23 protein-coding genes are annotated in these 23,842 nt (G+C 56.9%); 16 read left to right on the top strand and 7 right to left on the bottom strand.

Annotation, left to right across the window (positions count from 1 at the left end; translation table 11 throughout):
* Window positions 1–95 precede the first annotated feature (95 nt).
* Together yghX and CLV87_RS15830 are read left to right on the top strand one after the other, a co-directional pair.
* Window positions 96–983, top strand: coding sequence for a YghX family hydrolase (yghX, locus tag CLV87_RS15835; RefSeq protein WP_099246910.1), 888 nt, complete (start codon window positions 96–98; stop codon window positions 981–983).
* Window positions 984–1,098: 115 nt separating this feature from the next.
* Entirely contained in the window at window positions 1,099–2,241 is a 1,143-nt protein-coding gene (locus CLV87_RS15830) for an MFS transporter (RefSeq protein WP_099247868.1), read from the top strand.
* A gap of 24 nt (window positions 2,242–2,265) precedes the next feature.
* Here CLV87_RS15830 and CLV87_RS15825 read toward each other — a convergent pair whose 3' ends face one another.
* Complete coding sequence (locus tag CLV87_RS15825) at window positions 2,266–3,429, bottom strand: alpha-hydroxy acid oxidase (RefSeq protein WP_099246908.1); 1,164 nt, start codon at window positions 3,427–3,429, stop codon at window positions 2,266–2,268.
* Between the two features lie 382 nt (window positions 3,430–3,811).
* Between CLV87_RS15825 and CLV87_RS15820 the strand changes: the two genes are divergently transcribed.
* Window positions 3,812–4,984, top strand: a complete 1,173-nt coding sequence (locus tag CLV87_RS15820; RefSeq protein WP_166652765.1) for a hybrid sensor histidine kinase/response regulator — start codon at window positions 3,812–3,814, stop codon at window positions 4,982–4,984.
* Here CLV87_RS15820 and trpA read toward each other — a convergent pair.
* Window positions 4,972–5,763 carry a tryptophan synthase subunit alpha gene (gene trpA, locus CLV87_RS15815; RefSeq protein WP_099246904.1) on the bottom strand — a complete coding sequence of 264 codons (792 nt, stop codon included), beginning with the start codon at window positions 5,761–5,763 and terminating at the stop codon, window positions 4,972–4,974. The two genes, CLV87_RS15820 and trpA, sit on opposite strands and share 13 nt — an antisense overlap.
* A gap of 185 nt (window positions 5,764–5,948) precedes the next feature.
* On the opposite strand from trpA, the gene ppk2 reads away from it, so the two are divergent.
* Window positions 5,949–6,941, top strand: coding sequence for a polyphosphate kinase 2 (ppk2, locus tag CLV87_RS15810; protein WP_099246902.1), 993 nt, complete (start codon window positions 5,949–5,951; stop codon window positions 6,939–6,941).
* 24 nt (window positions 6,942–6,965) lie between these two features.
* Here ppk2 and CLV87_RS15805 read toward each other — a convergent pair whose 3' ends face one another.
* Window positions 6,966–7,607 carry a TIGR02453 family protein gene (locus tag CLV87_RS15805; protein ID WP_099246900.1) on the bottom strand — a complete coding sequence of 214 codons (642 nt, stop codon included), beginning with the start codon at window positions 7,605–7,607 and terminating at the stop codon, window positions 6,966–6,968.
* A gap of 138 nt (window positions 7,608–7,745) precedes the next feature.
* On the opposite strand from CLV87_RS15805, the gene CLV87_RS15800 reads away from it, so the two are divergent.
* The 3 genes from CLV87_RS15800 (at window position 7,746) to CLV87_RS15790 (ending at window position 11,489) form a co-directional block, all read left to right on the top strand.
* Entirely contained in the window at window positions 7,746–9,095 is a 1,350-nt protein-coding gene (locus CLV87_RS15800; protein WP_235871947.1) for an MATE family efflux transporter, read from the top strand.
* A 120-nt stretch (window positions 9,096–9,215) separates the two neighbouring features.
* Window positions 9,216–10,313: a redox-regulated ATPase YchF gene (ychF, locus tag CLV87_RS15795; RefSeq protein WP_099246896.1), complete on the top strand. Its 1,098-nt coding sequence runs from the start codon at window positions 9,216–9,218 to the stop codon at window positions 10,311–10,313.
* Between the two features lie 198 nt (window positions 10,314–10,511).
* Entirely contained in the window at window positions 10,512–11,489 is a 978-nt protein-coding gene (locus CLV87_RS15790) for an SLAC1 anion channel family protein (RefSeq protein ID WP_099246894.1), read from the top strand.
* A gap of 18 nt (window positions 11,490–11,507) precedes the next feature.
* On the opposite strand, the gene CLV87_RS15785 is transcribed toward CLV87_RS15790, so the two are convergent.
* On the bottom strand, window positions 11,508–12,173 hold the full coding sequence (locus CLV87_RS15785; protein ID WP_099246892.1) for a GntR family transcriptional regulator: 666 nt from the start codon (window positions 12,171–12,173) through the stop codon (window positions 11,508–11,510).
* Between the two features lie 308 nt (window positions 12,174–12,481).
* Between CLV87_RS15785 and CLV87_RS15780 the strand changes: the two genes are divergently transcribed.
* Window positions 12,482–13,717 carry a glycerate kinase type-2 family protein gene (locus CLV87_RS15780; protein ID WP_099246890.1) on the top strand — a complete coding sequence of 412 codons (1,236 nt, stop codon included), beginning with the start codon at window positions 12,482–12,484 and terminating at the stop codon, window positions 13,715–13,717.
* Window positions 13,718–13,751: 34 nt separating this feature from the next.
* Here CLV87_RS15780 and CLV87_RS15775 read toward each other — a convergent pair whose 3' ends face one another.
* Entirely contained in the window at window positions 13,752–14,138 is a 387-nt protein-coding gene (locus CLV87_RS15775; RefSeq protein ID WP_099247866.1) for a methylglyoxal synthase, read from the bottom strand.
* A 323-nt stretch (window positions 14,139–14,461) separates the two neighbouring features.
* On the opposite strand from CLV87_RS15775, the gene CLV87_RS15770 reads away from it, so the two are divergent.
* The 4 genes from CLV87_RS15770 to CLV87_RS15755 all read left to right on the top strand — a co-directional run bounded on the left by CLV87_RS15770 (window position 14,462) and on the right by CLV87_RS15755 (window position 18,178).
* Window positions 14,462–15,802, top strand: coding sequence for an NAD(P)-dependent oxidoreductase (locus CLV87_RS15770; RefSeq protein ID WP_099246888.1), 1,341 nt, complete (start codon window positions 14,462–14,464; stop codon window positions 15,800–15,802).
* Window positions 15,802–17,106 (top strand): NAD-dependent dihydropyrimidine dehydrogenase subunit PreA, encoded by a 1,305-nt coding sequence (gene preA, locus CLV87_RS15765; RefSeq protein WP_099247864.1) that lies wholly within the window; start codon window positions 15,802–15,804, stop codon window positions 17,104–17,106. The genes CLV87_RS15770 and preA overlap by 1 nt, the downstream gene beginning before the upstream one ends.
* Window positions 17,107–17,202: 96 nt before the next feature.
* Complete coding sequence (locus CLV87_RS15760) at window positions 17,203–17,694, top strand: RrF2 family transcriptional regulator (protein WP_099247862.1); 492 nt, start codon at window positions 17,203–17,205, stop codon at window positions 17,692–17,694.
* Window positions 17,695–17,719: 25 nt separating this feature from the next.
* On the top strand, window positions 17,720–18,178 hold the full coding sequence (locus tag CLV87_RS15755) for a carboxymuconolactone decarboxylase family protein (RefSeq protein ID WP_099246886.1): 459 nt from the start codon (window positions 17,720–17,722) through the stop codon (window positions 18,176–18,178).
* Between the two features lie 79 nt (window positions 18,179–18,257).
* On the opposite strand, the gene CLV87_RS15750 is transcribed toward CLV87_RS15755, so the two are convergent.
* Window positions 18,258–18,872 carry a TetR family transcriptional regulator C-terminal domain-containing protein gene (locus CLV87_RS15750; protein WP_099246884.1) on the bottom strand — a complete coding sequence of 205 codons (615 nt, stop codon included), beginning with the start codon at window positions 18,870–18,872 and terminating at the stop codon, window positions 18,258–18,260.
* Window positions 18,869–19,516 carry a TetR/AcrR family transcriptional regulator gene (locus tag CLV87_RS15745; protein ID WP_099246882.1) on the bottom strand — a complete coding sequence of 216 codons (648 nt, stop codon included), beginning with the start codon at window positions 19,514–19,516 and terminating at the stop codon, window positions 18,869–18,871. The genes CLV87_RS15750 and CLV87_RS15745 overlap by 4 nt, the downstream gene beginning before the upstream one ends.
* Before the next feature lie 157 nt (window positions 19,517–19,673).
* Here CLV87_RS15745 and CLV87_RS15740 point away from each other — a divergent pair, with 157 nt between their 5' ends.
* The 4 genes from CLV87_RS15740 (at window position 19,674) to CLV87_RS15725 (ending at window position 23,787) form a co-directional block, all read left to right on the top strand.
* Window positions 19,674–20,921, top strand: a complete 1,248-nt coding sequence (locus tag CLV87_RS15740) for a Zn-dependent hydrolase (RefSeq protein WP_099246880.1) — start codon at window positions 19,674–19,676, stop codon at window positions 20,919–20,921.
* Window positions 20,922–21,023: 102 nt separating this feature from the next.
* On the top strand, window positions 21,024–22,487 hold the full coding sequence (gene hydA, locus CLV87_RS15735) for a dihydropyrimidinase (RefSeq protein WP_099246878.1): 1,464 nt from the start codon (window positions 21,024–21,026) through the stop codon (window positions 22,485–22,487).
* 3 nt (window positions 22,488–22,490) lie between these two features.
* Window positions 22,491–23,012 carry a hypothetical protein gene (locus tag CLV87_RS15730; RefSeq protein WP_133840803.1) on the top strand — a complete coding sequence of 174 codons (522 nt, stop codon included), beginning with the start codon at window positions 22,491–22,493 and terminating at the stop codon, window positions 23,010–23,012.
* Entirely contained in the window at window positions 23,005–23,787 is a 783-nt protein-coding gene (locus CLV87_RS15725; protein WP_099246874.1) for an ABC transporter ATP-binding protein, read from the top strand. Before CLV87_RS15730 ends, CLV87_RS15725 begins: the two co-directional genes overlap by 8 nt.
* Window positions 23,788–23,842 lie beyond the last annotated feature (55 nt).

Here is a 23,842-nt window from a genome sequence, read left to right as displayed (position 1 = left end):
CGGGGTAGCCCCTGATTGCCGTCGCCTGTCACGAAGCCTTGAAGTTGAAATGCCTCAGATCGTGCTACCTTCTCCTCTAAAATGGGAGAACGAAAATGGCACGATTGACGGCAAAAGATTTTCACCCGGAACTTTTGGAGCTCTATGATTTCTACGCGCATGGCATGATCACCAAGCGTGAGTTTCTCCAAGGCGCGGCCAAATTCACGGTCGCAGGGATGACGGCGACGACGATTCTTGGATTGATGTCGCCGAACTACGCCTTGGCGCAGCAAGTTTCCTTTAACGATCCAGACATCTTACCGGAATACATTCTCTACCCATCGCCCAACGGGCACGGAGAGGTGCGCGGCTATATGGTGCGCCCTGCCGCCGCCGAGGGCAAATTGCCAGCGGTGGTTGTCGTTCACGAAAATCGTGGTTTGAACCCCTATATCGAAGATGTGGCACGTCGCCTGGCCAAGGCTGGTTTTCTGGCACTGGCCCCGGATGGCTTGACCTCGGTTGGCGGGTATCCGGGCAATGACCCAGAGGGCAAAGCACTGCAAAAAACCGTGGACCGTACCAAGCTGATGAATGATTTTTTCGCTGCGGTTGAATTTCTGATGTCGCACGAGGGATCGACGGGAAATGTCGGGATAACTGGCTTTTGTTACGGCGGCGGCGTTGCAAATGCTGCGGCGGTCGCCTTTCCCGAGCTGAAGGCCGCCGTGCCCTATTATGGACGACAGGCCGCTGCCGAAGATGTCCCCAAAATTCAGGCCCCTTTGCTGCTGCATTACGGTGCTTTGGACAAACGTGTGAATGCGGGCTGGCCTGATTACGAGGCCGCATTGCAGGCCAATGGAAAAGCCTATGAGGCGCATTTCTATGATGGCGCGCATCACGGTTTCCACAATGACAGCACCCCAAGATATGATGAGGAGATGGCCAATCTATCGTGGGAGCGAACGCTGTCTCACTTCAAGACGCACCTGACCTGACAAAGGGGCGTGCAGGCTCGATCTTAGATAATGTCGAGGCAGCCAAAGCGCTTTGAAATATATGGTTGCAAATGGTGTTTGGACGCTAACAAAAATCCATGACACCAGTTTCGCCATGTTGCGTGATATCTATATTTCCCGCGGCCCTTTGGCCGCCTTTGCAGCCGAAGGCCTGTTCTGGGGCAGCTTTGCGGCGCTTGTTCCTGTGATCAAAGCCAATGCTGGGCTAGGTGATGGGGCCTTTGGCACTGTCATGCTTATTGCAGCCTTGGGGGCGGTCAGCGCGATGTGGCTGGCACCGCGTGCTGAGGCCGCTTTGGGACGCTGGTGTTTGCCGGTTCTGGCCACGGCGATGGCTTTGGCTTTCCTGTTACCGGGCCACGCGAGCAATGCGGTCATGCTGTCTGGGGCCATGATGGCGGCTACGATGGCGTCAGGTTCGCTGGACGTCGCAATGAATGCTCGGATTTCGATTCTTGAGGGGCGGCATGGACGGCCCCTGATGAATCTGGCGCATGGGATATTTTCGGTCGCTTACGCCTTATCTGCCCTTCTGGGCGGTTTTGGCCGCGAGATTGGTTGGTCCCCTGCGATGATCCTATCCGCTGAGGCTGGGTTATGTGCTTTGCTGATCTGGCAGATGATCACGGCCCCGGTTCCAGATCCTGAGCCGAGCTCCAATGAAACCGCCTCCCGCCGTCTGCCTCTGGTCTTGCTGATCCCGGCCGGATTGATTGTTCTCTTGGCCTTTATGTCCGAGCAGGCGACCGAGGCCTGGTCAGCGCTGCATTTGGAACGTGGCCTGGGGGCAGGGGCGGCCGAGGGGGCTTTTGGCCCGGCGATACTAGGCCTGACCATGGCCGTCGGGCGTCTGTCTGGGCAAGCAATCATCCATGTCTGGACCGAAGCCAAAGTGATCACCTTTGCCGCAAGCCTGGCGGCGATTGGATCGGTCATTGCTGCCTGGGCGCAGAACCTCCCAGTGGCTTATCTGGGGTTCGGCCTGTTGGGGCTGGGCGTGTCCGTTGTCGCCCCTATGGCGTTTGCCTGGGTCGGGCGCATGGTTCCGGATGAAAAGAAGGCCCTGGCAATCTCGCGCATCGCGGTTCTGGGATATGCGGGCTTTTTCATCGGCCCACCGCTCATGGGCTTTCTGGCCGAAGGGTTTGGGTTGCCCGTCTCCTTTACCGCAATTGCGATATTGCTGATGCTGGCCCCGCTGGTGCTGGTGCCAATGGTGGCGCGATACCGGGGGTGATCGCGCCACTGGCGCGACCAGACCTTATTTCCAGTTGTCGGAAAAATCCTTTGGGATCATCAGGATATCTTTGTCGACGGTGTTGATATCTGTGTGGCCAGTCAGAGCCATCGACAGATCCAGCTCTTTGTGGATGACCTCCAAGGCCTTGGTGACACCGGCCTCTCCCATCGCGCCAAGCCCGTAGACAAAGGCGCGACCGATCCAGCAGCCCTTGGCACCCATGGCCACCGCTTTGAGCACGTCCTGACCGGAGCGCACGCCGCTGTCGAGATGCACCTCGATCTTGTCGCCAACCGCGTCCATGATCGGCTCCAGCGCGCGGATCGAGCTCAGTGCGCCATCCAACTGCCGACCACCATGGTTGGACACAATGATGGCATCCGCGCCGACATTGCAGGCCTCAAGCGCGTCGCGCGGGTCCATGATACCTTTGATGATCAGGGGACCATCCCACATCTTTCGGAATTCGCGGATGCGGTCCCAGTTCAGCGACTGATCAAAGCTTTCTGCCGTCCAGGATGAAAGAGAGGACGCGTCCTCAACCCCATGCGCGTGGCCGACAATATTGCCAAAGAAACGCCGTTTGGTTTGCAACATACCCAGGCCCCACTGGACCTTCGTCATCATATTGGCGACCGATTGTGCAGTCAGTTTTGGCGGGGCAGACAGGCCGTTTTTCAGGTCCTTATGACGTTGGCCCAGTAATTGCAGGTCAACGGTGATCACTGCCGCGGAACACTTGGCCGCCTTGGCGCGATCAAACAGGCGCTGCATGAAATCATCATCTTTGAGCGTATAGACCTGCATCCAGAACGGTGCATTGGTGTTTTCCGCCACATCCTCGATCGAGCAGATCGACATGGTGGACAGGCAAAACGGAACGCCGAATTCCTCGGCAGCTTTGGCGGCTTTGATCTCGCCATCGAAATGCTGCATGCCGGTCAATCCGACCGGGGCGAGCGCTACTGGCATCGACACATCTTGTCCGATCATCTGTGTCTTGGTCGAGCGGCCAGACATATCCACGGCAACCCGTTGACGCAGATGCAGTTTCTCAAAATCTGAGGTGTTTTCGCGAAAGGTTTGCTCGCTCCAGCTGCCGGATTCACAATAGTCGTAAAACATCTTGGGCACACGGCGGCGGTAGATGCGCTTGAGATCGTTGATTTCGGTGATGACTGGCATGGAAACCTCGCAAATTGGTAAAGGCTTGTTACCAATATGGTGCATTTAGCGCAATGGGTGAATTGCCGCAGTTCAAGTTTGGTGGTTTTAAGCAGGTCTTCACTGCTTTGGCCTAGCAATGTTTCAGCAAAGTTGTTTCAGGGCGGATTATGGCAATTCGGATGCAAAGTGACGGGCGATTTCCGGGGCTGCTTCGCCTGGATAGCTGGGGGTGCGTGAAGGCAGGTCAGGATCTGTTTCGACGCGCATTTCTTGCCGGAACGCGGTGTCAGGTCGCGTCTCAAGAGCTGGGGCCCTAGCGATGAACCGGCCAGATTCAATTCGTTTCGGTGCGCGTCGATCAGAGAGGGAAAAGGTCGCCCCAGCAGTCCAAGCGCAGCCTTTGGAACCGACGGAGATCGACAAGGTCACGCAGGTTTTGGGCCAATCACGCTCTGCCAAAAGTAGCTTTCTGACCATGATCAGTCAGGAGATCAGAACGCCGCTGAACCATATTCTCGGTATGGCAACGGCGTTGCAGGAAAGTGATCTTCAACAAGCCGAGGCTGACATGGTGGGCACCATTGCAGACTCTGGCGATGCCTTGCTGAATGTGTTGACCGACCTTCTGGACCTCGCCAAAATCGAAGCTGGTTCAATGACCGTGGATCAGACTGGGTTCAATCTTCCTCGGTTGCTGCGCGAAACCAATAAGGGTTTTGCCAGCACGGCCGGGGATAAAGGGCTCAAGTTCGACTTGGAATTTGGCACTGGTATTCGTGGTTCGGTCAAAGGCGACCCTACCAAGATCAAGAAAATCCTGTCCTGCCTCCTGTCCGGTGCAGTGGCCCGCACTTCGGCAGGTGAAATCAGCGTCCAAGCCATGGTCGAAGAGGGGGTTCTAACGCTAGAAATCAGCGATACTGGGGTAACTCTTTCTGAGGACAGCCAAAAACAGCTTACCCAAGCCCTGGAGGAAGGGACGTCCTTTGTGCCGGACGCTTTTGAGGCTGAGGGGCTGCGCCTGGAAATTTCTCAGAAATTCTGTCGTTTGATGGGCGGTGAGCTGCGTTTTGCCCCGGGCAAATCCCGCGGATCTGTTTTTGCCGCAACAATGCGCGTTACCCCGTGTGCGCGAGATGGCGAAGAACGCACCTTTTATCCCGAGATCAAAGATGTCCTTAAGGCGCGTCAATGGCGCGTCTTGGCGGCTGAGGACAATCAGACCAATCAACGCGTGCTGGAGCTGCTGCTCAAACGCTACGATTTTGATCTCCAGATCGTCGAAGATGGGCTGCAGCTTGTGAATGCGTTTCAGGCCAATCCAGCGCATATCGTTTTGCTGGATGTGAACATGCCGGTCCTGAACGGGATCGAGGCGGCGGCGCGCATTCGGGTCTTTGAGCGGGCCAATCGCATGGTTCCCGTGCCCATCATTGCGCTGACGGCCAACGCAATGAGCGGCCAGATCAAGGATTACCTCAGCCGTGGCATGGACGCGCATGTGCCCAAACCAATCCGTCGCGAGGAACTGGCGGGCTGCATGGCCCGCCTGTTGCGCCCTTATGCCGAATGAGCGCCATCCGACAGGGATTTCACAAAGTCCAAAACTTCGGAAACCGGCTTGCCACTGGCCATTTCGCTGACAATAGCGGAGCCAACCACGCAGCCATCAGCCACCGACGCAATATCGCGAGACGTGTCCGGAGTGCGGATGCCAAACCCGACAATGACAGGCAGGTCGGTTTTGGCTTTGATGCGGGCAACCTCGGGGCCCACATCGGTGGCCTGAGCAGCGGCGGCACCGGTGATTCCGGTGATCGACACGTAATATACAAACCCTGATGTGTTCTGCAGAACCTTGGGCAGACGGTCATCATCGGTTGTTGGCGTGGCAAGGCGAATGAAGTTCAACCCGGCCTTTTGCGCGGGAATGCACAATTCGGCATCTTCTTCCGGTGGCAGATCAACCACGATCAAACCGTCAATCCCGGCCTCTTTGGCATCCACCAGGAATTTGTCGACGCCACGCGAATAGATCGGGTTGTAATAGCCCATCAACACAATCGGTGTCGTATCATCTTCGCTGCGGAATTCGCGCACCATTTGCAGGGTTTTTTCCAGCGTCATGCCAGCATCCAGCGCGCGCTGACCCGCAAGCTGAATGGTCGCCCCATCGGCCATTGGATCGGTGAAAGGCAGACCAAGCTCGATCACATCGACACCGGCACCGGGCAGCCCGCGCATCAACTCCAGCGACCGCTCGGTGTCAGGATCGCCTGCCATGATATAGGCAACAAAGGCTTTGGTGCCCTGTTCAGCGAGTTGAGCGAATTTGGTGTCGATGCGAGTCATGGCTGTCTCCAAAGGGTGGTCATGCCCTGTTGCCGGAAGCGTTGGGGAAAATCAATGCCAAGAGAGGTCTGTCCGGGCAAGAGCCGAAAATAGATGTGCCGTTTGTGACGGTTTTTTGACAGGGGTCAAAGCGGGGCATCTCCGCTAGGGTTAGGATATGCGCGACAACAGTGAAAGGAATATGTATGACCACCGCGCGAACCGCTTCTACCAACTCTAAATCGCCCGCAGCCAAGCCGCAAACTGTGACAAAAGCCGTTGAGGCGGACAAGGGCACAGCTTCGGTTGCTGAGGTCCAAGAGGCCAAGCCGACAGTGGCCGCGCGCCCGTCGCCTGACGATATCCGCCGAGCTTTTGAGACGGGCGAATACCCCTATACGGAAAAGCTGTCGCGCAAGGATTACGAAAAGGAAAAGGCCCAGCTTCAGGCCGAATTGCTGAAGGTTCAGCATTGGGCATTGGAGACCGGGCAGAAATTTGTTCTGCTGTTCGAAGGGCGGGACGCGGCAGGCAAGGGCGGCACAATCAAACGCTTTACCGAGCATTTGAACCCGCGTCATGCCCGCGTGGTCGCACTGAACAAACCAACCGACGAAGAACGCGGTCAGTGGTATTTCCAGCGCTACATCAACCACTTGCCGACCGAGGGCGAGATTGTTCTATATGACCGTTCTTGGTATAACCGGGCGGGCGTTGAGCGTGTCATGGGGTTCTGCGAACCCAATGATTACCTTGAATTCATGCGCCAAACGCCAGATTTGGAACGCATGTTGGTGCGTTCGGGCATCCGGCTGTATAAATACTGGTTCTCGGTCACTCAGGACGAACAGCGCACCCGCTTCAAAAGCCGCGAAACCGACCCCCTGAAACAGTGGAAGCTGAGCCCGATTGACAAAGCATCCCTTGGCAAGTGGGATGATTACACCGAGGCCAAAGAGGCGATGTTCTTTTACACGGACACCGCTGATGCGCCTTGGACTGTGATCAAGTCAAACGACAAAAAGCGCGCCCGTATCAATTGTATGCGGCATTTCCTGTCGACAATCGATTACCCGGGCAAAGACCCGGAATTGGCGAAATTTCCTGATCCGCTGATCGTTGGCGGGGCCAGCCATGTGATCCACAAATCCGATCACATTCTGGGTACGGCGCTGCATCCGGATTCCAGAAAGTCCTGAACAAGGCGCTCTTGGCTTGCGCGGTCAACTTACGACGCGCGCAAGCCAATCCTGAACCGGCTTTAGCTCGGAAAATACGTCCTTCAGGGCCGCTTCTGGATCATTGCTCAATCCCGCCTCCAGATCGTCCCGCCAGGCCACCAATCCCTTGCGCCGCAGCAACGTAGCGCTTGGATGGTCAGACGGGTAGGGGGCGGGGACGCGTTTGAGCTCTGGCTCTTCTACGCGCCACGCGCCATCGGTCAGGATTTTTTGCAAGTCTTCCCCACCCGTCGCCACCGCCGCGCGATAGGCCTCAAGGTGAGGTTTCTCAAAACCCATGATACCCGCCCCAGCGGTCGCATAGCCGGTCGCAATCCCCAGCATCCAACTGCGCCCGTCCGGCAAGGACCACAAGAGATGCAGATGCGTGTGATAGGGTGTCTTGTCTTTGGAAAACCGAACATCACGATGAGGGCGGAACAGTTTCGGTTTCGGGGGCGTCCCGCTGATCGCCTCAAGAAACTCCGCAACATCCGCCAATAACCGTTCTGCCGGGCGTTTGAGTTCGGTGTCATAGCGCGCCTTATTGGCCTGAAACCATTCCTTTGAATTGTTCTTTTCCAACTCTGACAGAAACTGACGCGCGTCCTGAAAAAGGGTTTTCGTCTCAACACTTGTCGACATTTGCAATCCTTTGGTCACGAAAACTAAATCGATTGTAGCACGGATGGTGGCAGAACTGCTGCACATAATTTGGGCGGTTTGCGAATCCTTGCGCCGCCTCGAAATGCGCTCTACCTCGGGTAAATGAGCACAAGTGATATGACATATGTTCAGCACGGCCGCGCCGTGTTGGTTCTTGGCCTGCCTTTGGTGGGCGGGCATTTGGCGCAATTCGCCATTGGTTTGACTGATTCCATCATGATGGGCTGGTATGGCGTAGCCGAATTGGCTGCCATGACGCTTGCTGGCTCTTTGTTCTTTTCCTTGCTGCTGTTCGGCTCGGGTTTTGCCTTTGCCGTCATGCCGATGGTGGCGGATTACGCGACCAAGAATGATGATCAGCAGATCCGCCGCGCCACTCGCATGGCGCTTTGGTGGTCGGGCCTGTTCTTTGCCGCTGTCATGCCGCTTATGTGGTTTTCCGGCACTTTGCTCAGCGCGGTTGGGCAAGAGGTCAGTGTTGCTCAAAATGCCCAAACCTATCTAAGGATCGCCGGTTGGGGCATGTTGCCCGCGCTGGGCGTCATGGTGTTGAAAAGCTATCTGGCGGGGCTCGAACATACGCGGATTGTGCTTTGGATCACGGTGGCTTCTGCCGTGGTGAATGCCTTTGCCAACTACGCCCTGATTTTCGGCAATTGGGGCGCGCCAGAGCTGGGTTTGCAAGGGGCGGCGATTGCCTCGGTTTTGTCGACCACTGCGGGGCTGCTGCTGACCATCCTTTATGCGCTCAGGAAACTGCCGCAACACCAGCTGTTTGTCCGGTTTTGGAAGTCCGATGGCGAAATGTTCGCGCGCATCTTCCGACTTGGCCTGCCGATCGGACTGACCACTCTGGCCGAAGTTGCCCTTTTCGCCATTTCCGCAGTTCTGATGGGCTGGCTGGGCGAGGTGCCCTTGGCGGCGCATGGTGCGGCCCTGCAGATCGCCAGCGCGACCTTTATGATGCATGTCGGCCTGTCCAATGCCGCCACGATCCGCGCAGGTAATGCCAAGGGCCGTCAGGATGCGGATCACCTGATCAAAGGGGCCAAAGTCGTGACCTTCCTGTCCTTGTGCCTCGTGGCGCTGGCGACTTCGGCCTTTTTGCTGTTCCCCGAAACGCTGCTGGGCATCTTCTTTGATCCGAAAGAAGAGCAATTGGATGAGCTGCTGCGCATTGGCACGATCCTCTTGGCTCTGGCGGCGCTGTTCCAACTGGTGGACGCGATGCAGGTGATCCATTTGGGCCTTTTGCGCGGCTTGCTGGATACGCAGGTGCCGATGATCATGGCGGCCATTGCCTATTGGGGGATCGGGCTGCCCTCCGCCTATATCTTTGGCTTTGTCGTCGATTGGGGCGCGGCTGGGATCTGGATTGGGCTGGTGCTTGGGCTGGCCGTGGCTGCCGCGCTTTTGATGTATCGGTTCTGGACCAAAGGGTCCGGGCCGCTTTTTGTAGAAAAATAGCATCGGAAACCGTGAAAAGAGGCGGAATTGCCCCTTGTGCAAGGCTTGCACCCCAAGCCTTGCACGACTAGACAACGCCAGACTGAAATTCACCGATCTTTGTCGAAAAGGGGCGAGCATATGGGCTTTCGGATGGGAATCGTGGGTCTGCCCAATGTGGGCAAGTCGACCCTGTTCAACGCATTGACCAAAACCGCGGCGGCGCAGGCGGCCAATTTTCCATTCTGTACCATCGAACCGAATGTTGGCGATGTGGCTGTGCCGGATGTGCGTTTGGATAAACTGGCGGGTATCGCTGGCTCAGCCCAGATCATTCCGACCCGCATGACCTTTGTCGACATTGCTGGTCTGGTCAAAGGGGCCTCCAAGGGCGAAGGTCTGGGCAACCAGTTCCTGGCCAATATCCGCGAAACCGACGCCATCGCCCATGTGCTGCGCTGTTTCGAGGATGAGGACGTGACCCATGTCGATGGCCGTGTCGATCCGGTGTCGGATGCCGAAACCATCGAGACCGAGCTGATCATCGCCGATATGGAATCGCTGGAAAAGCGGTTGCAGAACATCGTGCGCAAAGTGCGCGGCGGCGACAAAGAGGCGGTGCAGCAGGAACGTCTGATGAAACAGGCGATGGAGATGCTGGAGCAGGGCAAACCCGCGCGTCTGGTCGAGGTCGATGACGAAGATCGCAAGGCCTGGAACATGTTGCAGCTCTTGTCGACCAAGCCGGTTCTTTACGTTTGCAACGTGGATGAGGGCGAGGCAGCCACTGGCAACCACCTGTCCGAAAAGGTTGCCGAAATGGCCGCAGCACAGGGCAACACCCATGTGGTGATCTCCGCCAAGATCGAAGAGGAAATCAGCCAGCTTGAGGATGAAGAGGCTGAAATGTTCCTGGGTGAGTTGGGGCTTGAAGAGGCCGGTCTCGATCGTTTGATCAAAGCCGGTTACGAGTTGTTGCAGCTCGAAACCTATTTCACCGTCGGCCCGAAAGAGGCCCGCGCCTGGACCATCAAGCAAGGCACTTTGGCCCCGCAAGCGGCGGGTGTGATCCACGGTGATTTTGAACGTGGGTTCATTCGCGCGGAAACCATCGCCTATGATGATTACGTCGCCTGCAACGGTGAATCTGGGGCCAAAGAGGCGGGTAAGATGCGCGCGGAGGGCAAGGGCTATCTCGTCAAAGACGGCGACGTCATGCACTTCTTGTTCAACACCTAAGGCTCTGACCTATTTACGCTTTTGAACCCGTGCCTTACCGGCGCGGGTTTTCTTTTGAACACCCTGTGGCCCATTCGAGCCGCTGCTGACGATGTCATGTGCACGCATAAGAGAATTCTTGTGTTTTGATCTTTATCAAAGATATGCGTAGAGAAACATTCGAAGAAACGCATGTAATTGCAACGCGCGAGATACCAGATGCCCGACACTTCCCTTAATCAGGCGCATAGCCGTCTGGAGCATTTTCCAGTGACGATCTTTGCCACCGTTATGGGGCTAACCGGGTTTTCGCTGGCCCTGCATCAATCAGAGCAAATGTTGGCTTTGCCGGGCTATTTGTCAGGCGCTGTGCTGGTTCTCGCCGTCATGGTTTTCCTGGCGGTGGGCGTGCTTTATGCCCTCAAATTCTTGCGCCACCGGTCGGCTGTCCGGGCAGAGTGGAACCATCCGGTGAAAATGGCCTTCTTCCCGGCGATCTCAATCGGGCTTCTGTTGATTTCGGTCGCTTTGCGGGATGTCGCCTTTGCCCAGGCACGGGTTTTATGGATGGTCGCGACGGCGATGCAGGCCGTCCTGACACTGTCTGTCATCTCTGGATGGATTGGCAAACGCCCGTTTCAAACGGTCCAGATGTCGCCCGCTTGGTTCATACCGGCGGTTGGCAATGTCGTGGTCCCCGTCGCCGGGGTCAGCTTTGGCTTTCCTGAAATCAGCTGGCTGTTTTTCTCAGCCGGCATGATGTTCTGGCTCATTTTGCTGACTTTGGTTTTCAACCGATTGGTGTTTCACGATCCTTTGCCGGGGCGTCTATTGCCAACCCTCGCGATCCTGATCGCGCCACCCGCCATAGGTTTTTTGTCCTGGTTGCAATTGAACGATGGTCATCTGGATGCCTTTGCCCGCATCCTTTTCTATACAGCGATCATTTTCGCCACGATCACCTTGGTGCAACTGCCCGGCCTGGTCCAGTTGCCGTTTTCCCTGTCGTTCTGGGCGCTGAGCTTTCCCGTGGCGGCGCTGACTTTGGCGACGCTAAAATACTCTGTGCTGACAGGTTCAAGCGTGATTGAGGTTTTGGGATTTACCTTTCTCGCAATTTTGGCAGTGATCCTTTTGGGCCTCTCTTGGCGCACTATGGTGGCGGCAATGCGCGGGGAAATCTGCCGTCCGGATTAGTTTGGTTAGGCGAATACCCTAAAAATAAGCCGGGTTCTCTTCCTTGACCCGATCAATGGTGCCCAGGACCTGTTCCAAGTGCGTCTTGAGCAAGGGTATCGTGCGATCCAATCGGCCAGAGATAACCGCATCGAGGATATCTTGATGCTGCTGCCAATCCGCATCTCTAAGATTCTGACGCGACAGAGATTGCAACCGTCCGACATGCCCATGTGCGTCGCGAATAATAGTCCAAATCGCTGGTCGGCTCTTTATATTTGTCAAAGTTTGATGGAATTCATTGTCCAGTAAATCAAAATATTCTGTTTCCTGATTTGAAACAGAGTGGCGCATCTTTTCGACAATTTCACTCAGCTCTTTTATCTGATTTTGGGAAAGCGGCTCTCTTTCGGCGAGGCTGGCGCATTCCAATGAAGCGCGCAGAAAAACCGCATCGCGCAGACGCTGATCTGAGATTTTGGCAATGCGCGTTGCCCTTTGTGGCTTGATATCCAGGTACCCCGCCAGCGACAAACGTCCAAAAGCATCCCTAACAGGTTGGCGCGACACGCCAAGTTGTGCCCCGACATCAGTTTCCGACATCCGCGTTCCCGGGGGAAGGTGAAGGTTTTGTATGCCGCGAAGGATACTCTCAAAGACTTGGGAAGATACGGGGAGGTTTTCGATATTCGAGAGGTTTTTCATGGCTTGGCAAATTTAATGAAAGTCCGTTGATTATAGGGTTTCTGCTTATTCATACAAATTTAACCGTTAATAATGGTTAACGGTTATGAATTCATTTCTGAGCGTGAATTGGCGGATAATGCGGTAATTCGGTAATTGATAAGGCGCGACAATTGGCGAAATTTAGCGGAGGCTTTTGCCGCCGGCACCGGGTTTCCTGCCCCTCACAAAAGGACCATCTGCACCGTGGAGACTGCTAGCGCTAAAGCGCGCTCTGCGCTAAGGGGGAGGGGCTCGTAACAACGCGCCTGCAGAGGAGACTTGCCCAAATGACGATAGACGACCCGATCCAGCTTCTGCGTGACTTATTTGACAAGGCGGTAGAGGTCGCTGACCCGATGCAGTCCTTGGCGGCGCATTTGCCCGAAAAGCCAGAGGGGCGGGTTGTTGTTGTTGGCGCGGGCAAGGCCAGTGCGCGTATGGCCGAGGCGGTCGAGGCCGCTTGGGGGCCGTGCGAGGGGCTGGTGATCACACGCTATGGTTACGCGCGTCCCTGTCAGGGGATCGAAATTGTCGAGGCCGCGCATCCTGTGCCGGACGCCGCGGGACAGAAAGCCACTGAGCGATTGCTTGATCTGCTCTCGGGTTTGGGCGAAGGCGACTATGTCTTGGCGCTGATTTCGGGCGGTGCGTCTGCCTTGCTGACCGCACCGGTTTCGGGGGTGAGCCTGGCTGAAAAGCAAGAGGTGAACGCAGCGCTTTTGGCCTCGGGCGCGCCGATTGATCGGATGAACACGGTGCGCAAACATCTCAGCCGCGTGAAAGGTGGGCAATTGGCCGCCGCTGCCCATCCGGCGGAGATGTGCGCCCTGCTGATTTCGGACGTTCCGGGCGATGACCCGGCCTTTATCGGCTCTGGCCCGACGGTTGGTGAGGCTAGCACGCCCGCCGATGCGCGTGCGGTATTGGACAATTGGAAGATTGACGTTCCTGCCAGTGTCACAGCGGCCTTGGCCAAGGGCTCTTCTGTCGTGGCTCCAGACGACAGGCGGCTTGCGACAACCACCAATCACCTCTATGCCGCGCCGTCTCAATCTCTGGCCGCTGCCGCTGAGATGGTGGATTTCGAGGTTCGCCAGCTTGGTGACGCGCTAGAGGGGGAGGCGCGGGATGTGGCCGCGGAACATGCCAAGCTCGCCTTGTCTTTGCGTGGTCAGGGGCCGTTGCTTTTGTTGTCGGGCGGTGAGTTGACCGTCACGCGCCGCGGAAACGGTGTAGGCGGGCCAAACGCTGAATATTGCCTCGCGCTGGCCCTCGCGCTTGAGGGGGGCGAGGGGATCTATGCGCTGTCTTGTGATACGGATGGGGTTGATGGTGCGGCTGAGGTGGCTGGTGCGGTTGTGACGCCAGACACCCTCGCCAAAGCTCAGGCTGCTGGCGTCGATCCAGCCCAAGCATTGGCAGAGAATGATGCCCACAGCTTCTTTGACAAGATTGATGATCAGGTTGTCACTGGGCCGACACTGACCAATGTGAATGATTTCCGCGCCATTCTAGTGCTTTGATCTTATGGGCGGGCCTTGTGGCCTGCCCACCGCCTCAATCGGTATCGTTCTTTAGTGCACATAGCACGGCATCCGCCGAGCTTTTGTTGATCGCCAAGGGCGTGTCATAAAGGATCGCCAGTCTTAGCAGAGATTTGACATCCACGTCATGGGGCAGGGCCGACAAGGGGTCGATGAAAAAGATCAAGGCATCCAGCCGCTCTTCGGCAATCATCGCCCCCAGTTGCGCGTCGCCGCCCAAAGGGCCGCTAAGCAGGCGTTCAACCGCCAAACCAGCGCCCTCCATCAATCGACCGCCGGTCGTGCCGGTGGCATAGATGTGATGGTGGCTCAGCGCGTCGCGATTTGCGCTGGCCCAGTCCACGATCAGGTCCTTTTTGGCATCATGGGCGACCAGCGCGATTTTCTTTTGATGGGGCATGCCTGTCTCTTTCAGGTGGATCACTGTGTTAGCGCCCAACAGACCCGGTTCCGATCATAATGTCGACCGGTTTTGTCACCGCTGCACCGGTTCGTTCGCAAGTGAGTCTTTTGGGTTTGGCGTTTGCGGTTGGGTGCGTGGCCCCGGGTGTTCCCACGCATAGCCCCGCAAACAGCGCTGATTTTTTAAGCGTCGCTCAAGAAAATAGCACTGTTTTTTAACCGCTTGGCAAAAAATGTACCAAATGGTCAAAATTTATCGTTTGATAAAATCTGAAAACGTGCTTGGCTAAGGATAAGCAAAACCGACAACAGGGGTTAGCCATGAGTTCCAAACAATTCGAGGAAGGCATCGTTGCCGGGCGTCTCGACGCGTCTGCGTTGGACGCCAATTTCTCGGATCTGCATCCTGCCTATGACGAGCACGAAGCTCTGGTGGCTGCAGATCGCTGCTATTTCTGCCACGACGCGCCGTGCCAGACAGCCTGCCCAACCAGCATCGATATTCCGCTCTTTATTCGCCAGATCGCCACCGGCACGCCCGAAGCGGCAGCGCGCACCATTCTCGAACAGAATATCCTGGGCGGCATGTGCGCCCGTGTTTGCCCGACCGAGACCTTGTGTGAAGAGGTCTGCGTGCGCGAAGTCGCCGAAGGCAAGCCGGTTGAAATTGGCCGGTTGCAGCGTTTTGCAACCGATACCTTGATGGCCAAAGCGGCTCAGCCGTTTGATCGCGCTGATGCGACCGGCAAAAAGGTCGCCGTGGTCGGGGCGGGACCTGCGGGACTGGCCTGCGCGCATCGTCTCGCCATGCATGGTCATGATGTGGTGATCTTTGAGGCGCGGAGCAAAAGCGGCGGCCTGAACGAATTCGGCATCGCCGCCTATAAATCTACCAATGATTTTGCTCAGGCCGAAGTCGATTGGCTGCTTGGCATTGGCGGGATCGAGATCCGCAACGGCATGGCGCTGGGTGATCAGATCACGCTCGACAGCCTGCAATCGGATTTCGACGCGGTTTTCCTGGGCATGGGGCTGGGGGCGGTGAATGCCCTGCGCCTTGAGGGCGAAGACAAAGAGGGCGTCAGCCCCGCGACCGATTTTATCTCTGATTTGCGTCAGGTTTCGGATCTGGGTTCACAACCCATCGGGCGCGACGTCGTTGTCATCGGCGGCGGTATGACCGCCATTGATGCCGGGGCGCAGGCCCGCCTGCTTGGCGCGCAAAACGTCACCATCGTCTACCGCCGCGGCCAAGAGGCGATGGCCGCCTCAGAATTTGAACAGGATCTTGCTGCCCAAAAGGGCGTGCGGATCATCCACAATGCTGCTCCCATCGGGATCGAAGGCAATGGCAGCCTGACCGGGGTTCGCTTTGCGTATACCGAAACCAAAGACGGCAAGCTGGTTACACGTGATGACGGATTTTCCTTGCCTGCCGACCAGCTCTTTACCGCGATTGGCCAAAGCTTGACCGGTGCGCCTGAGGCCTTGACCATCGAAGGGGGCAAGATCCAGGTGACCGAGGCCGGAGCGACATCGGTTGCGGGCGTTTGGGCCGGAGGCGACTGTGCCTCTGGCGGTGATGACCTCACCGTAACAGCCGTGGCCGAGGGCCGCGACGCTGCTGAAAACATCCACGCAACCCTGATGGGAGACGCATGATGGCTGACCTGACAACAGATTTCCTGGGCATCAAAAGCCCCAACCCGTTCTGGCTGGCCTCGGCTCCGCCAACCGATAAGGAATACAATGTCCGCCGCGCCTTTGAGGCCGGTTGGGGCGGTGTGGTCTGGAAAACGCTGGGGGCCGAAGGCCCGCCGGTCGTCAATGTAAACGGGCCTCGTTATGGCGCAATCCATGGCGCGGATCGCCGTCTGCTGGGGCTGAACAATATCGAGCTGATCACCGACCGCCCGCTTGAGGTGAACCTCGAAGAGATGACGCGCGTGAAAAAGGACTACCCGGATCACGCGCTGATCGCCTCGATCATGGTGCCTTGTGATGAGGCCTCATGGAAAGCCATCCTCCCCCGGGTGGCCGAAACCGGCTGCGATGGGATCGAGCTGAATTTCGGCTGCCCGCATGGGATGGCAGAACGGGGCATGGGCTCTGCCGTGGGGCAGGTTCCCGAATATATTCAGATGGTGACCGAGTGGTGCAAAAAGTACTACGACAAGCCGGTGATCGTGAAGCTGACCCCGAATATCACCGATATCCGTAATCCCGCCCGCGCCGCCAAGGCGGGGGGCGCTGATGCGGTCAGCCTGATCAATACGATCAACTCGATCACCTCGGTGAACCTCGACAGAATGGCCCCGGAGCCGATGATTGACGGCAAGGGCACCCATGGCGGCTATTGCGGTCCGGCGGTGAAACCGATTGCCATGAACATGGTGGCCGAGATCGCCCGTGATCCACAAACCCATGGCCTGCCGATTTCAGGCATTGGCGGCATTACCACTTGGCGCGACGCGGCTGAATTCATGGCGCTTGGCGCAGGCAATGTGCAGGTCTGCACCGCGGCGATGACCTATGGGTTCAAGGTTGTGCAGGAAATGATCTCGGGACTCAGCCAATGGATGGACGAGCAGGGCTATACCAGCACTGCCGATTTCATTGGCATGGCGGTGCCGAATGTCACAGATTGGCAATATCTCAACCTCAACCACGTCACCAAAGCGCGGATCGATCAGGATGCCTGCATCAAATGCGGGCGCTGCTATGCGGCCTGCGAAGACACCTCGCATCAGGCGATTTCCATGTCTGAAGATCGCGTGTTTGACGTCAAGGATGACGAATGCGTCGCCTGTAACCTCTGTGTCAATGTCTGCCCGGTTGAGGGTTGCATCACGATGGAGACCCTGGCCCCCGGCGCGATGGATGAGCGCACAGGTCAGCCGGTTTCCGAGGATTACGGCAACTGGACAACCCATCCAAACAACCCCTCTGCCACAGCAGCAGAGTAAAGCCAAAGACCCGGCCACTGCGCCGGGTCTTTTTACGCCCTTATTGTGGTTAAGATTAATCCATGATAAAAACTATCCACGAATCGGGAGATGATCATGAAACTAGGTGACGGCGTCGAAGCGGCCATCCATTGCGTAACTGCGCTAGCGACCCTTGACGAGGGGAGGGTGCTGCCCGCCGCCGCCATGGCCGAATTTCATGGCCTTTCCACAAGCTATCTGTTGAAACATCTCAAAGCCCTGACCAAGGCCGGGATCCTCGCTTCGGTCCCGGGGCCAACAGGGGGATATAAACTCGCCAAAGCACCAGAGGATTTGACGCTGCTGGATGTCGTCCTCGCGGTCGAAGGGCCCGAACCTGCATTCCGCTGTAAGGAAATTCGCCGCAAAGGGCCCAACCCCTTGCCAGACGACGCTTTTCCCAAACCCTGCGGGATCAACGCGGCCATGCTCAAGGCCGAACAGGCCTATCGCAAGGCTTTGCGTGAAACGTTGATTTCCGACCTGATCCACAATCACAACCAAACGTCAGACCCGCGCGTTCATGCCCGCGGCTGTGCGTTTGTCCAACAGCATATCAGACCGTAACCCTCAAATAAAACAGGAGATCACCATGGAACCTCGGATGAATTACTGGGGGGCCGCGCCCTCGCTCATGCAAGCGCATCTGGCCCTTAATACCGCAATCGAAGAAAGCGGACTGGAAAAGAGCCTGATGCATCTGGTGAAACTGCGCGCCTCTCAGCTGAATGGCTGCGCCTTTTGTATCGACATGCACACCCGTGAAGCCCGCAAAGATGGCGATAGCGAACAGCGGCTTTACCTGACATCAGCCTGGGATGACAGTTTCCTGTTTACCGCCCGCGAACGCGCTGCCCTGGCCTGGACCGAAAGCCTGACCCGGCTGGGGGATAACCGCCCAACCGATGCGCTTTTCGCCGCGACCAAAGAGCATTTTGACGAGGCCGAGATCGTTAAACTCACCGCGCTGATCGGCATGATCAACACCTGGAACCGGCTCTCAATTGCCTTCCGCGCGGTGCACGAAGCCCCTGCCGAAGCCGCTGCCTGATCCAGGTTTCTCTGGGCCAAAAATATCCTGGGGTGAATTGAAGCCTGTGGCTTCAAGAGGGGCGAGCCCCTCCGCCCCGTCACGGAGTCAACATCCGCCGAAACAGGGTCTCGACAAAATCAGGCGCAGTTTCGAACGGGTCATTCCCGTCGAGAACCGCACGCACCTGCACATCGAAATCCGCGTAATGCTGCGTGACGGCCCAGATCGAAAAGATCAGGTGATGCGGATCAGATTTGGCGATCTTCCCCGCCTTCATCCAGCCTTTGATCAAACGGGCCTTCTCATCCACCAGATCGCGCAGTGAGCCGGAAATCACATCGTTGATATGCGGGGCGTTCTGGATCATCTCGGTCGCAAATAACCGGCTTTGGCGCGGCATGTCGCGGCTCATGTCCAATTTGCGCCGCACATAAGTCAGCAGCTCTTCTACCGGATCGTCACTGTCTGACAACTCGATCAGTGGTGCGATCCAGATGTCCAACAGGCTTTCCAACAACTCGGTATAGATGGCCTCTTTGCCCTGAAAATAGTAAATCACATTGGGTTTCGACAGGCCCGCCCGCGCTGCAATCTGGTCCAGCGTCGCCCCGCGCAGGCCATTTTCCGAAAACACATCCAATGCCGCTTCAAAGATCGCTTCGCGCTTTTCGCGCTGAATGCGGGTGGTGCCAGTGGGGCGGGGTTTGTTCATGGTCTGCCTTCGTTGCCCGTGTCTTTCACGCCCAGCCCACGCAGGATAATCTCGCGCACACTTGTCTTGGCGTTTTGCCAGTCTGCGTCATTCAGAGGTTCTCCGCCATTCAAAGTTGCGATCTGGTGTTGAAAATCTGCGTAGTGCTGCGTGGTTGCCCAGATCATGTAAAGCAGATGGCGCGGGTCAACCGGCTCCATCTGGCCCTGATCGATCCAGCGCTGGATCACTTTCATGCGCCCCTCGGTCCAACTGACCAGAACCTCTTCGAGATAGTCCTGAATGACCGGGGCACCATGCATCACCTCAGAGGCCCAAACCTTGGACCCCATCGGGTGCTTGCGCGAGATTTCCATCTTGGCGTCGATATAGCCGCCGATGCCCTCGGCAGGGCCGGACGATTCGTCAAAAGCCTGGGCTGCCTGCAACCAAATGTCGAAAATATTCGACACGACTTGTCGATACAGGTCCTCTTTGGTCTGAAAATAATAATGGATATTTGCCTTGGGCAATCCCGAGACATCGGCGATCAATTGCATGGTCGCGCCACCGAACCCCGCTTCAGCAAAGACTTTTTCCGCTGCCAAAAGGATTTGCTTTTCCTTTTCCTGGCGCCTGTTTTTTGAGCCGCTTGTGGCTGGCATGAGGGCGTTACATCCTTGTTTCAGAAAATTCTTGACCAAATGGTCAAGTGCCGCTGATAGTTGACCATATGGTCAGGGTTCGGCCCATGCAAGCTTTGGAGCAGCTTTCAGGTGCCCACCCAGATAACAAGACCGAGACACAGCAAGGGGACACGCCATGTCAAACATCTCCAATACGCGCATTGATGCAGATCGTCTGTGGGACAGCCTGATGGAGATGGCCAAGATCGGTCCGGGCATTGCCGGCGGCAACAATCGCCAGACGCTGACCGACGAAGATGGCGAAGGGCGCGCCCTGTTCCAAAGCTGGTGTGAAGCGGTGGGTTGTTCCATGGGGCTGGATCAGATGGGCAATATGTTTGCTCGTTACGAGGGCACCGATCCGGATGCGCTGCCGGTCTATGTCGGGTCTCATTTGGACACCCAGCCGACCGGCGGGAAATATGACGGGGTGTTGGGCGTGCTTGGCGGGCTCGAAGTGATCCGCACCATGCATGATCAAGGCATCAAGACAAAGCACCCCATCGTCGTCACCAACTGGACCAACGAAGAGGGCACCCGCTTTGCCCCGGCCATGCTGTCCTCTGGCGTGTTTTCGGGCAAGCACACTCAGGATTGGGCCTATGACCGGGTTGACGCCGAGGGCAAACGTTTTGGCGATGAGCTTGAGCGGATTGGCTGGCGTGGTGATGAGGTTGTTGGCGACCGCAAGATGCATGCCTTTTTCGAGCTGCATATTGAACAGGGCCCGATCCTTGAGGCCGAGAATGTCGATATCGGTGTCGTCACGCACGGGCAGGGGCTGCGGTGGATCGAATGCACTGTGACCGGCAAAGAAAGCCATACGGGTTCAACCCCGATGCATATGCGCAAGAATGCTGGTCGGGGCCTCGCCCTGATCACCGAGCTGGTGCATGAAATCGCCATGAAGAACCAGCCCAATGCGGTTGGTGCGATTGGCCATATCGACGTCTATCCCAATTCGCGCAACATCATTCCGGGCAAAGTGGTCTTTACCATCGATATGCGCACCCATCTGCTGGACAAGCTCGAAGCCATGGTGGCGGAACTGATGGAAAAGGCCCCCAAGCTTTGCGAGGACATTGGCGTGGAATTCAGCGCCGAAATCGTCGGCCAGTTCAACCCGCCCGCCTTTGACGAGGCCTGCGTGGCCGCGATCCGCGAAGGGGCCGAGGCCATGGGCTATTCCCATCGCGACATCATCTCGGGCGCGGGGCATGACGCCTGCTGGATCAATGACGTCGCCCCAACGGCCATGGTCATGTGCCCCTGCGTTGATGGCTTGTCCCATAATGAGGCCGAGGAGATCAGCAAAGATTGGGCGGCTGCGGGCGCGAATGTGCTGATGCATGCTGTGCTTAAATCAGCGGTCGTGGTTGAGTGAGCGAAGGACCGGGGGCTAGCCCCCGGACCCCCAGAATATTTGTACCAAGAAGAAACAGGGTGTTGGCGTATTTGGCCAACGTCGGTTCAGGGAGAAAATGACATGACCACCAAAGTGATCAAAGGCGGCACGGTCTGCACGGCGGATCGGACCTGGAAGGCGGATGTGCTGATCGAAGGCGAGATCATCAAGCAGATCGGCGAAGACCTTGTTGGCGATGAATATATCGATGCGGAAGGGGCCTATGTGATCCCAGGCGGGATTGACCCGCATACCCATCTTGAGATGCCCTTTATGGGCACCACCGCAGCCGAGACCTTTGAATCCGGCACCTGGGCGGCGGCGACCGGTGGCACGACCATGATTGTCGATTTCTGCCTGCCCGGTGCGGATGGCTCGATCAAGAACGCGATCAATGAATGGCACCGCAAATCCGCCCCGCAGATCTGTTCCGATATCGGCTATCACATGGCGGTCACCGGCTGGGATGAGAATGTTTTCAATGAGATGAAAGACGCCGTCGATATGGGCGTGAACAGCTTCAAGCATTTCATGGCCTATAAGGGCGCGTTGATGATTGAAGATGACGAGATGTTCGCCAGCTTCAAACGCTGTGCTGAGCTTGGCGCGCTGCCGATGGTCCACGCGGAAAACGGCGATCTGGTCGCTGAGCTGCAAGAAAAGTACTTTAGCGAAGGCATCACCGGCCCCGAGGGCCACGCCTATTCCCGCCCGCCGGAATTGGAAGGCGAGGCCGCCAACCGCGCCATTACTATTGCCGACGCGGCGGGTGTGCCGCTTTATATCGTGCATGTGTCTTGTGAACAGGCGCATGAGGCGATCCGCCGGGCGCGTCAAAAGGGGATGCGCGTCTATGGCGAACCGCTGATCCAGTTCCTGACTTTGGATGAAACCGAATATTTCAACAAAGACTGGGATCACGCTGCACGCCGTGTGATGTCGCCTCCGTTCCGCTCCAAAGATCATCAGGACAGCCTGTGGGCCGGTTTGCAGGCAGGCAGTTTGCAAGTGGTTGCAACAGACCACGCCGCCTTTACCACTGATCAAAAACGCGCGGGCCGCGATGATTTCCGCATCATTCCCAACGGGTCCAACGGGCTTGAGGAACGTCTCGCAGTGCTTTGGACCGAAGGGGTCGAGACTGGACGTCTGACACCAAATGAATTTGTCGCGGCGACCTCGACCAATGTGGCCAAGATCCTCAACATCTATCCCAAGAAGGGCGCAATTGTTGAAGGCGCGGATGCGGATATCGTGGTTTGGGATCCCAAGATCACCAAGACGATCAGCCCGGCCAACCACCATTCAGTGTTGGATTACAACGTCTTCGAAGGGTTCAACGTCAAAGCGCAGGCGCGCTACACGCTGAGCCGCGGTGACGTGATCTGGGCCTGGGGCCAAAACTCGCAACCGCAACCGGGCCGGGGCCGTTTCGTGCCACGCCCGGCCTTCAGCTCGGCCCAAAAGGCGCTGAGCCAATGGAAAGCCCTGAACACCCCGCGCAAGATTGAACGCGATCCGCAGAATATCCCGGCGGGGATCTGATCCGTGTCTCTGTTCCGACGAATGATACCTGCCTATCTGCTGGCGTCCCTGACAGGGGCGTCGCTGGGATTGCTGGTCATTCTCGGAAATCTGAAAGCGTACGGTTTCAGCTTCAGCAAGATGGAGCCGCCAACAGCTTTCGGTACGTTTCTCGTTTTGGTGAGTTTGACTGTTGTACTGAACCTGCCGGCCTACCTCATAGGTCGTACCGTGCTTTGGCAGCGTAACGAAACGCGTCTTGCCGCTTACATGGGGTTGTGGGCGGTGACTTTCGAACTGGTTTTTGTCATTTTGTTTCTTCCATTTGACCAAGATGGAAGTGCTTTGGGTCTGGTTTTGGTTCCGGCAATCGGGGCCCTGTGCGGGGCTATTTATCACAAGATTGAGCGACCGATGTCCCAGGAGGCTTTGGCGGCGCTCAAACAGGATATGAAAAACAATCTGATTCAGACGCTTGCGTCACGCAAGGCAGTCAGAATGAAAGCAAAAGGGGCGCAAGCCCAGGGGGATAAGACAGGTGAGTGAAACCGTCATACAGGCCAAGAACCTGGACCTGACATACCAAACCAATGATGGCCCGATCCATGCGCTCAAGGGGGTGGATTTGGACATCAATAAGGGGGATTTTGTCAGCTTTATCGGCCCCTCGGGCTGCGGCAAGACCACTTTTTTGCGCGCCATTGCGGATCTGGAACAGCCCACAGGTGGGAAACTGACCGTCAACGGTGTCAGCCCAGAAGAGGCGCGCAAGGCGCGGGCCTATGGCTATGTGTTTCAGGCGGCGGGGTTGTATCCGTGGCGCACGATTGGTGGCAATATTCGCCTTCCGCTTGAGATCATGGGCTATCCGAAATCCGAGATGGCAGAGCGCGTCGCCAAGGTGCTTGAGCTGGTGCATCTCGACGGGTTTGAAAAGAAATTTCCTTGGCAGCTTTCGGGGGGGATGCAGCAGCGGGCCTCGATTGCCCGCGCGCTCGCCTTTGATGCGGATATTCTGCTCATGGACGAACCCTTTGGGGCGCTGGATGAGATCGTGCGCGACCATCTTAACGAGCAACTTCTTGAGCTTTGGGCGCGCACCAATAAGACCATCGGCTTTGTCACCCATTCGATCCCCGAGGCGGTGTATCTGAGCACCAAAATTGTCGTGATGAGCCCACGTCCGGGTCGCATCACCGATGTGATCGAAAGCACGCTGCCGCGTGAACGCCCTCTGGATATTCGCGACACGCCGGAATTCCTCGAAATTGCCCATCGCGTGCGCGAAGGGTTGCGAGAGGGGCATGCCTATGATGATTGAGCTATGCGCCTGCCGTGCGCGGGGATTTGAGTATTTTTACCAAGAAGAAACTGGG

Origin of the sequence: Pelagimonas phthalicica (genome assembly GCF_004364805.1) — a bacterium.
GTDB classification, from domain to species: domain Bacteria; phylum Pseudomonadota; class Alphaproteobacteria; order Rhodobacterales; family Rhodobacteraceae; genus Pelagimonas; species Pelagimonas phthalicica.
This window is presented reverse-complemented; position numbering and strand designations above follow the sequence as displayed.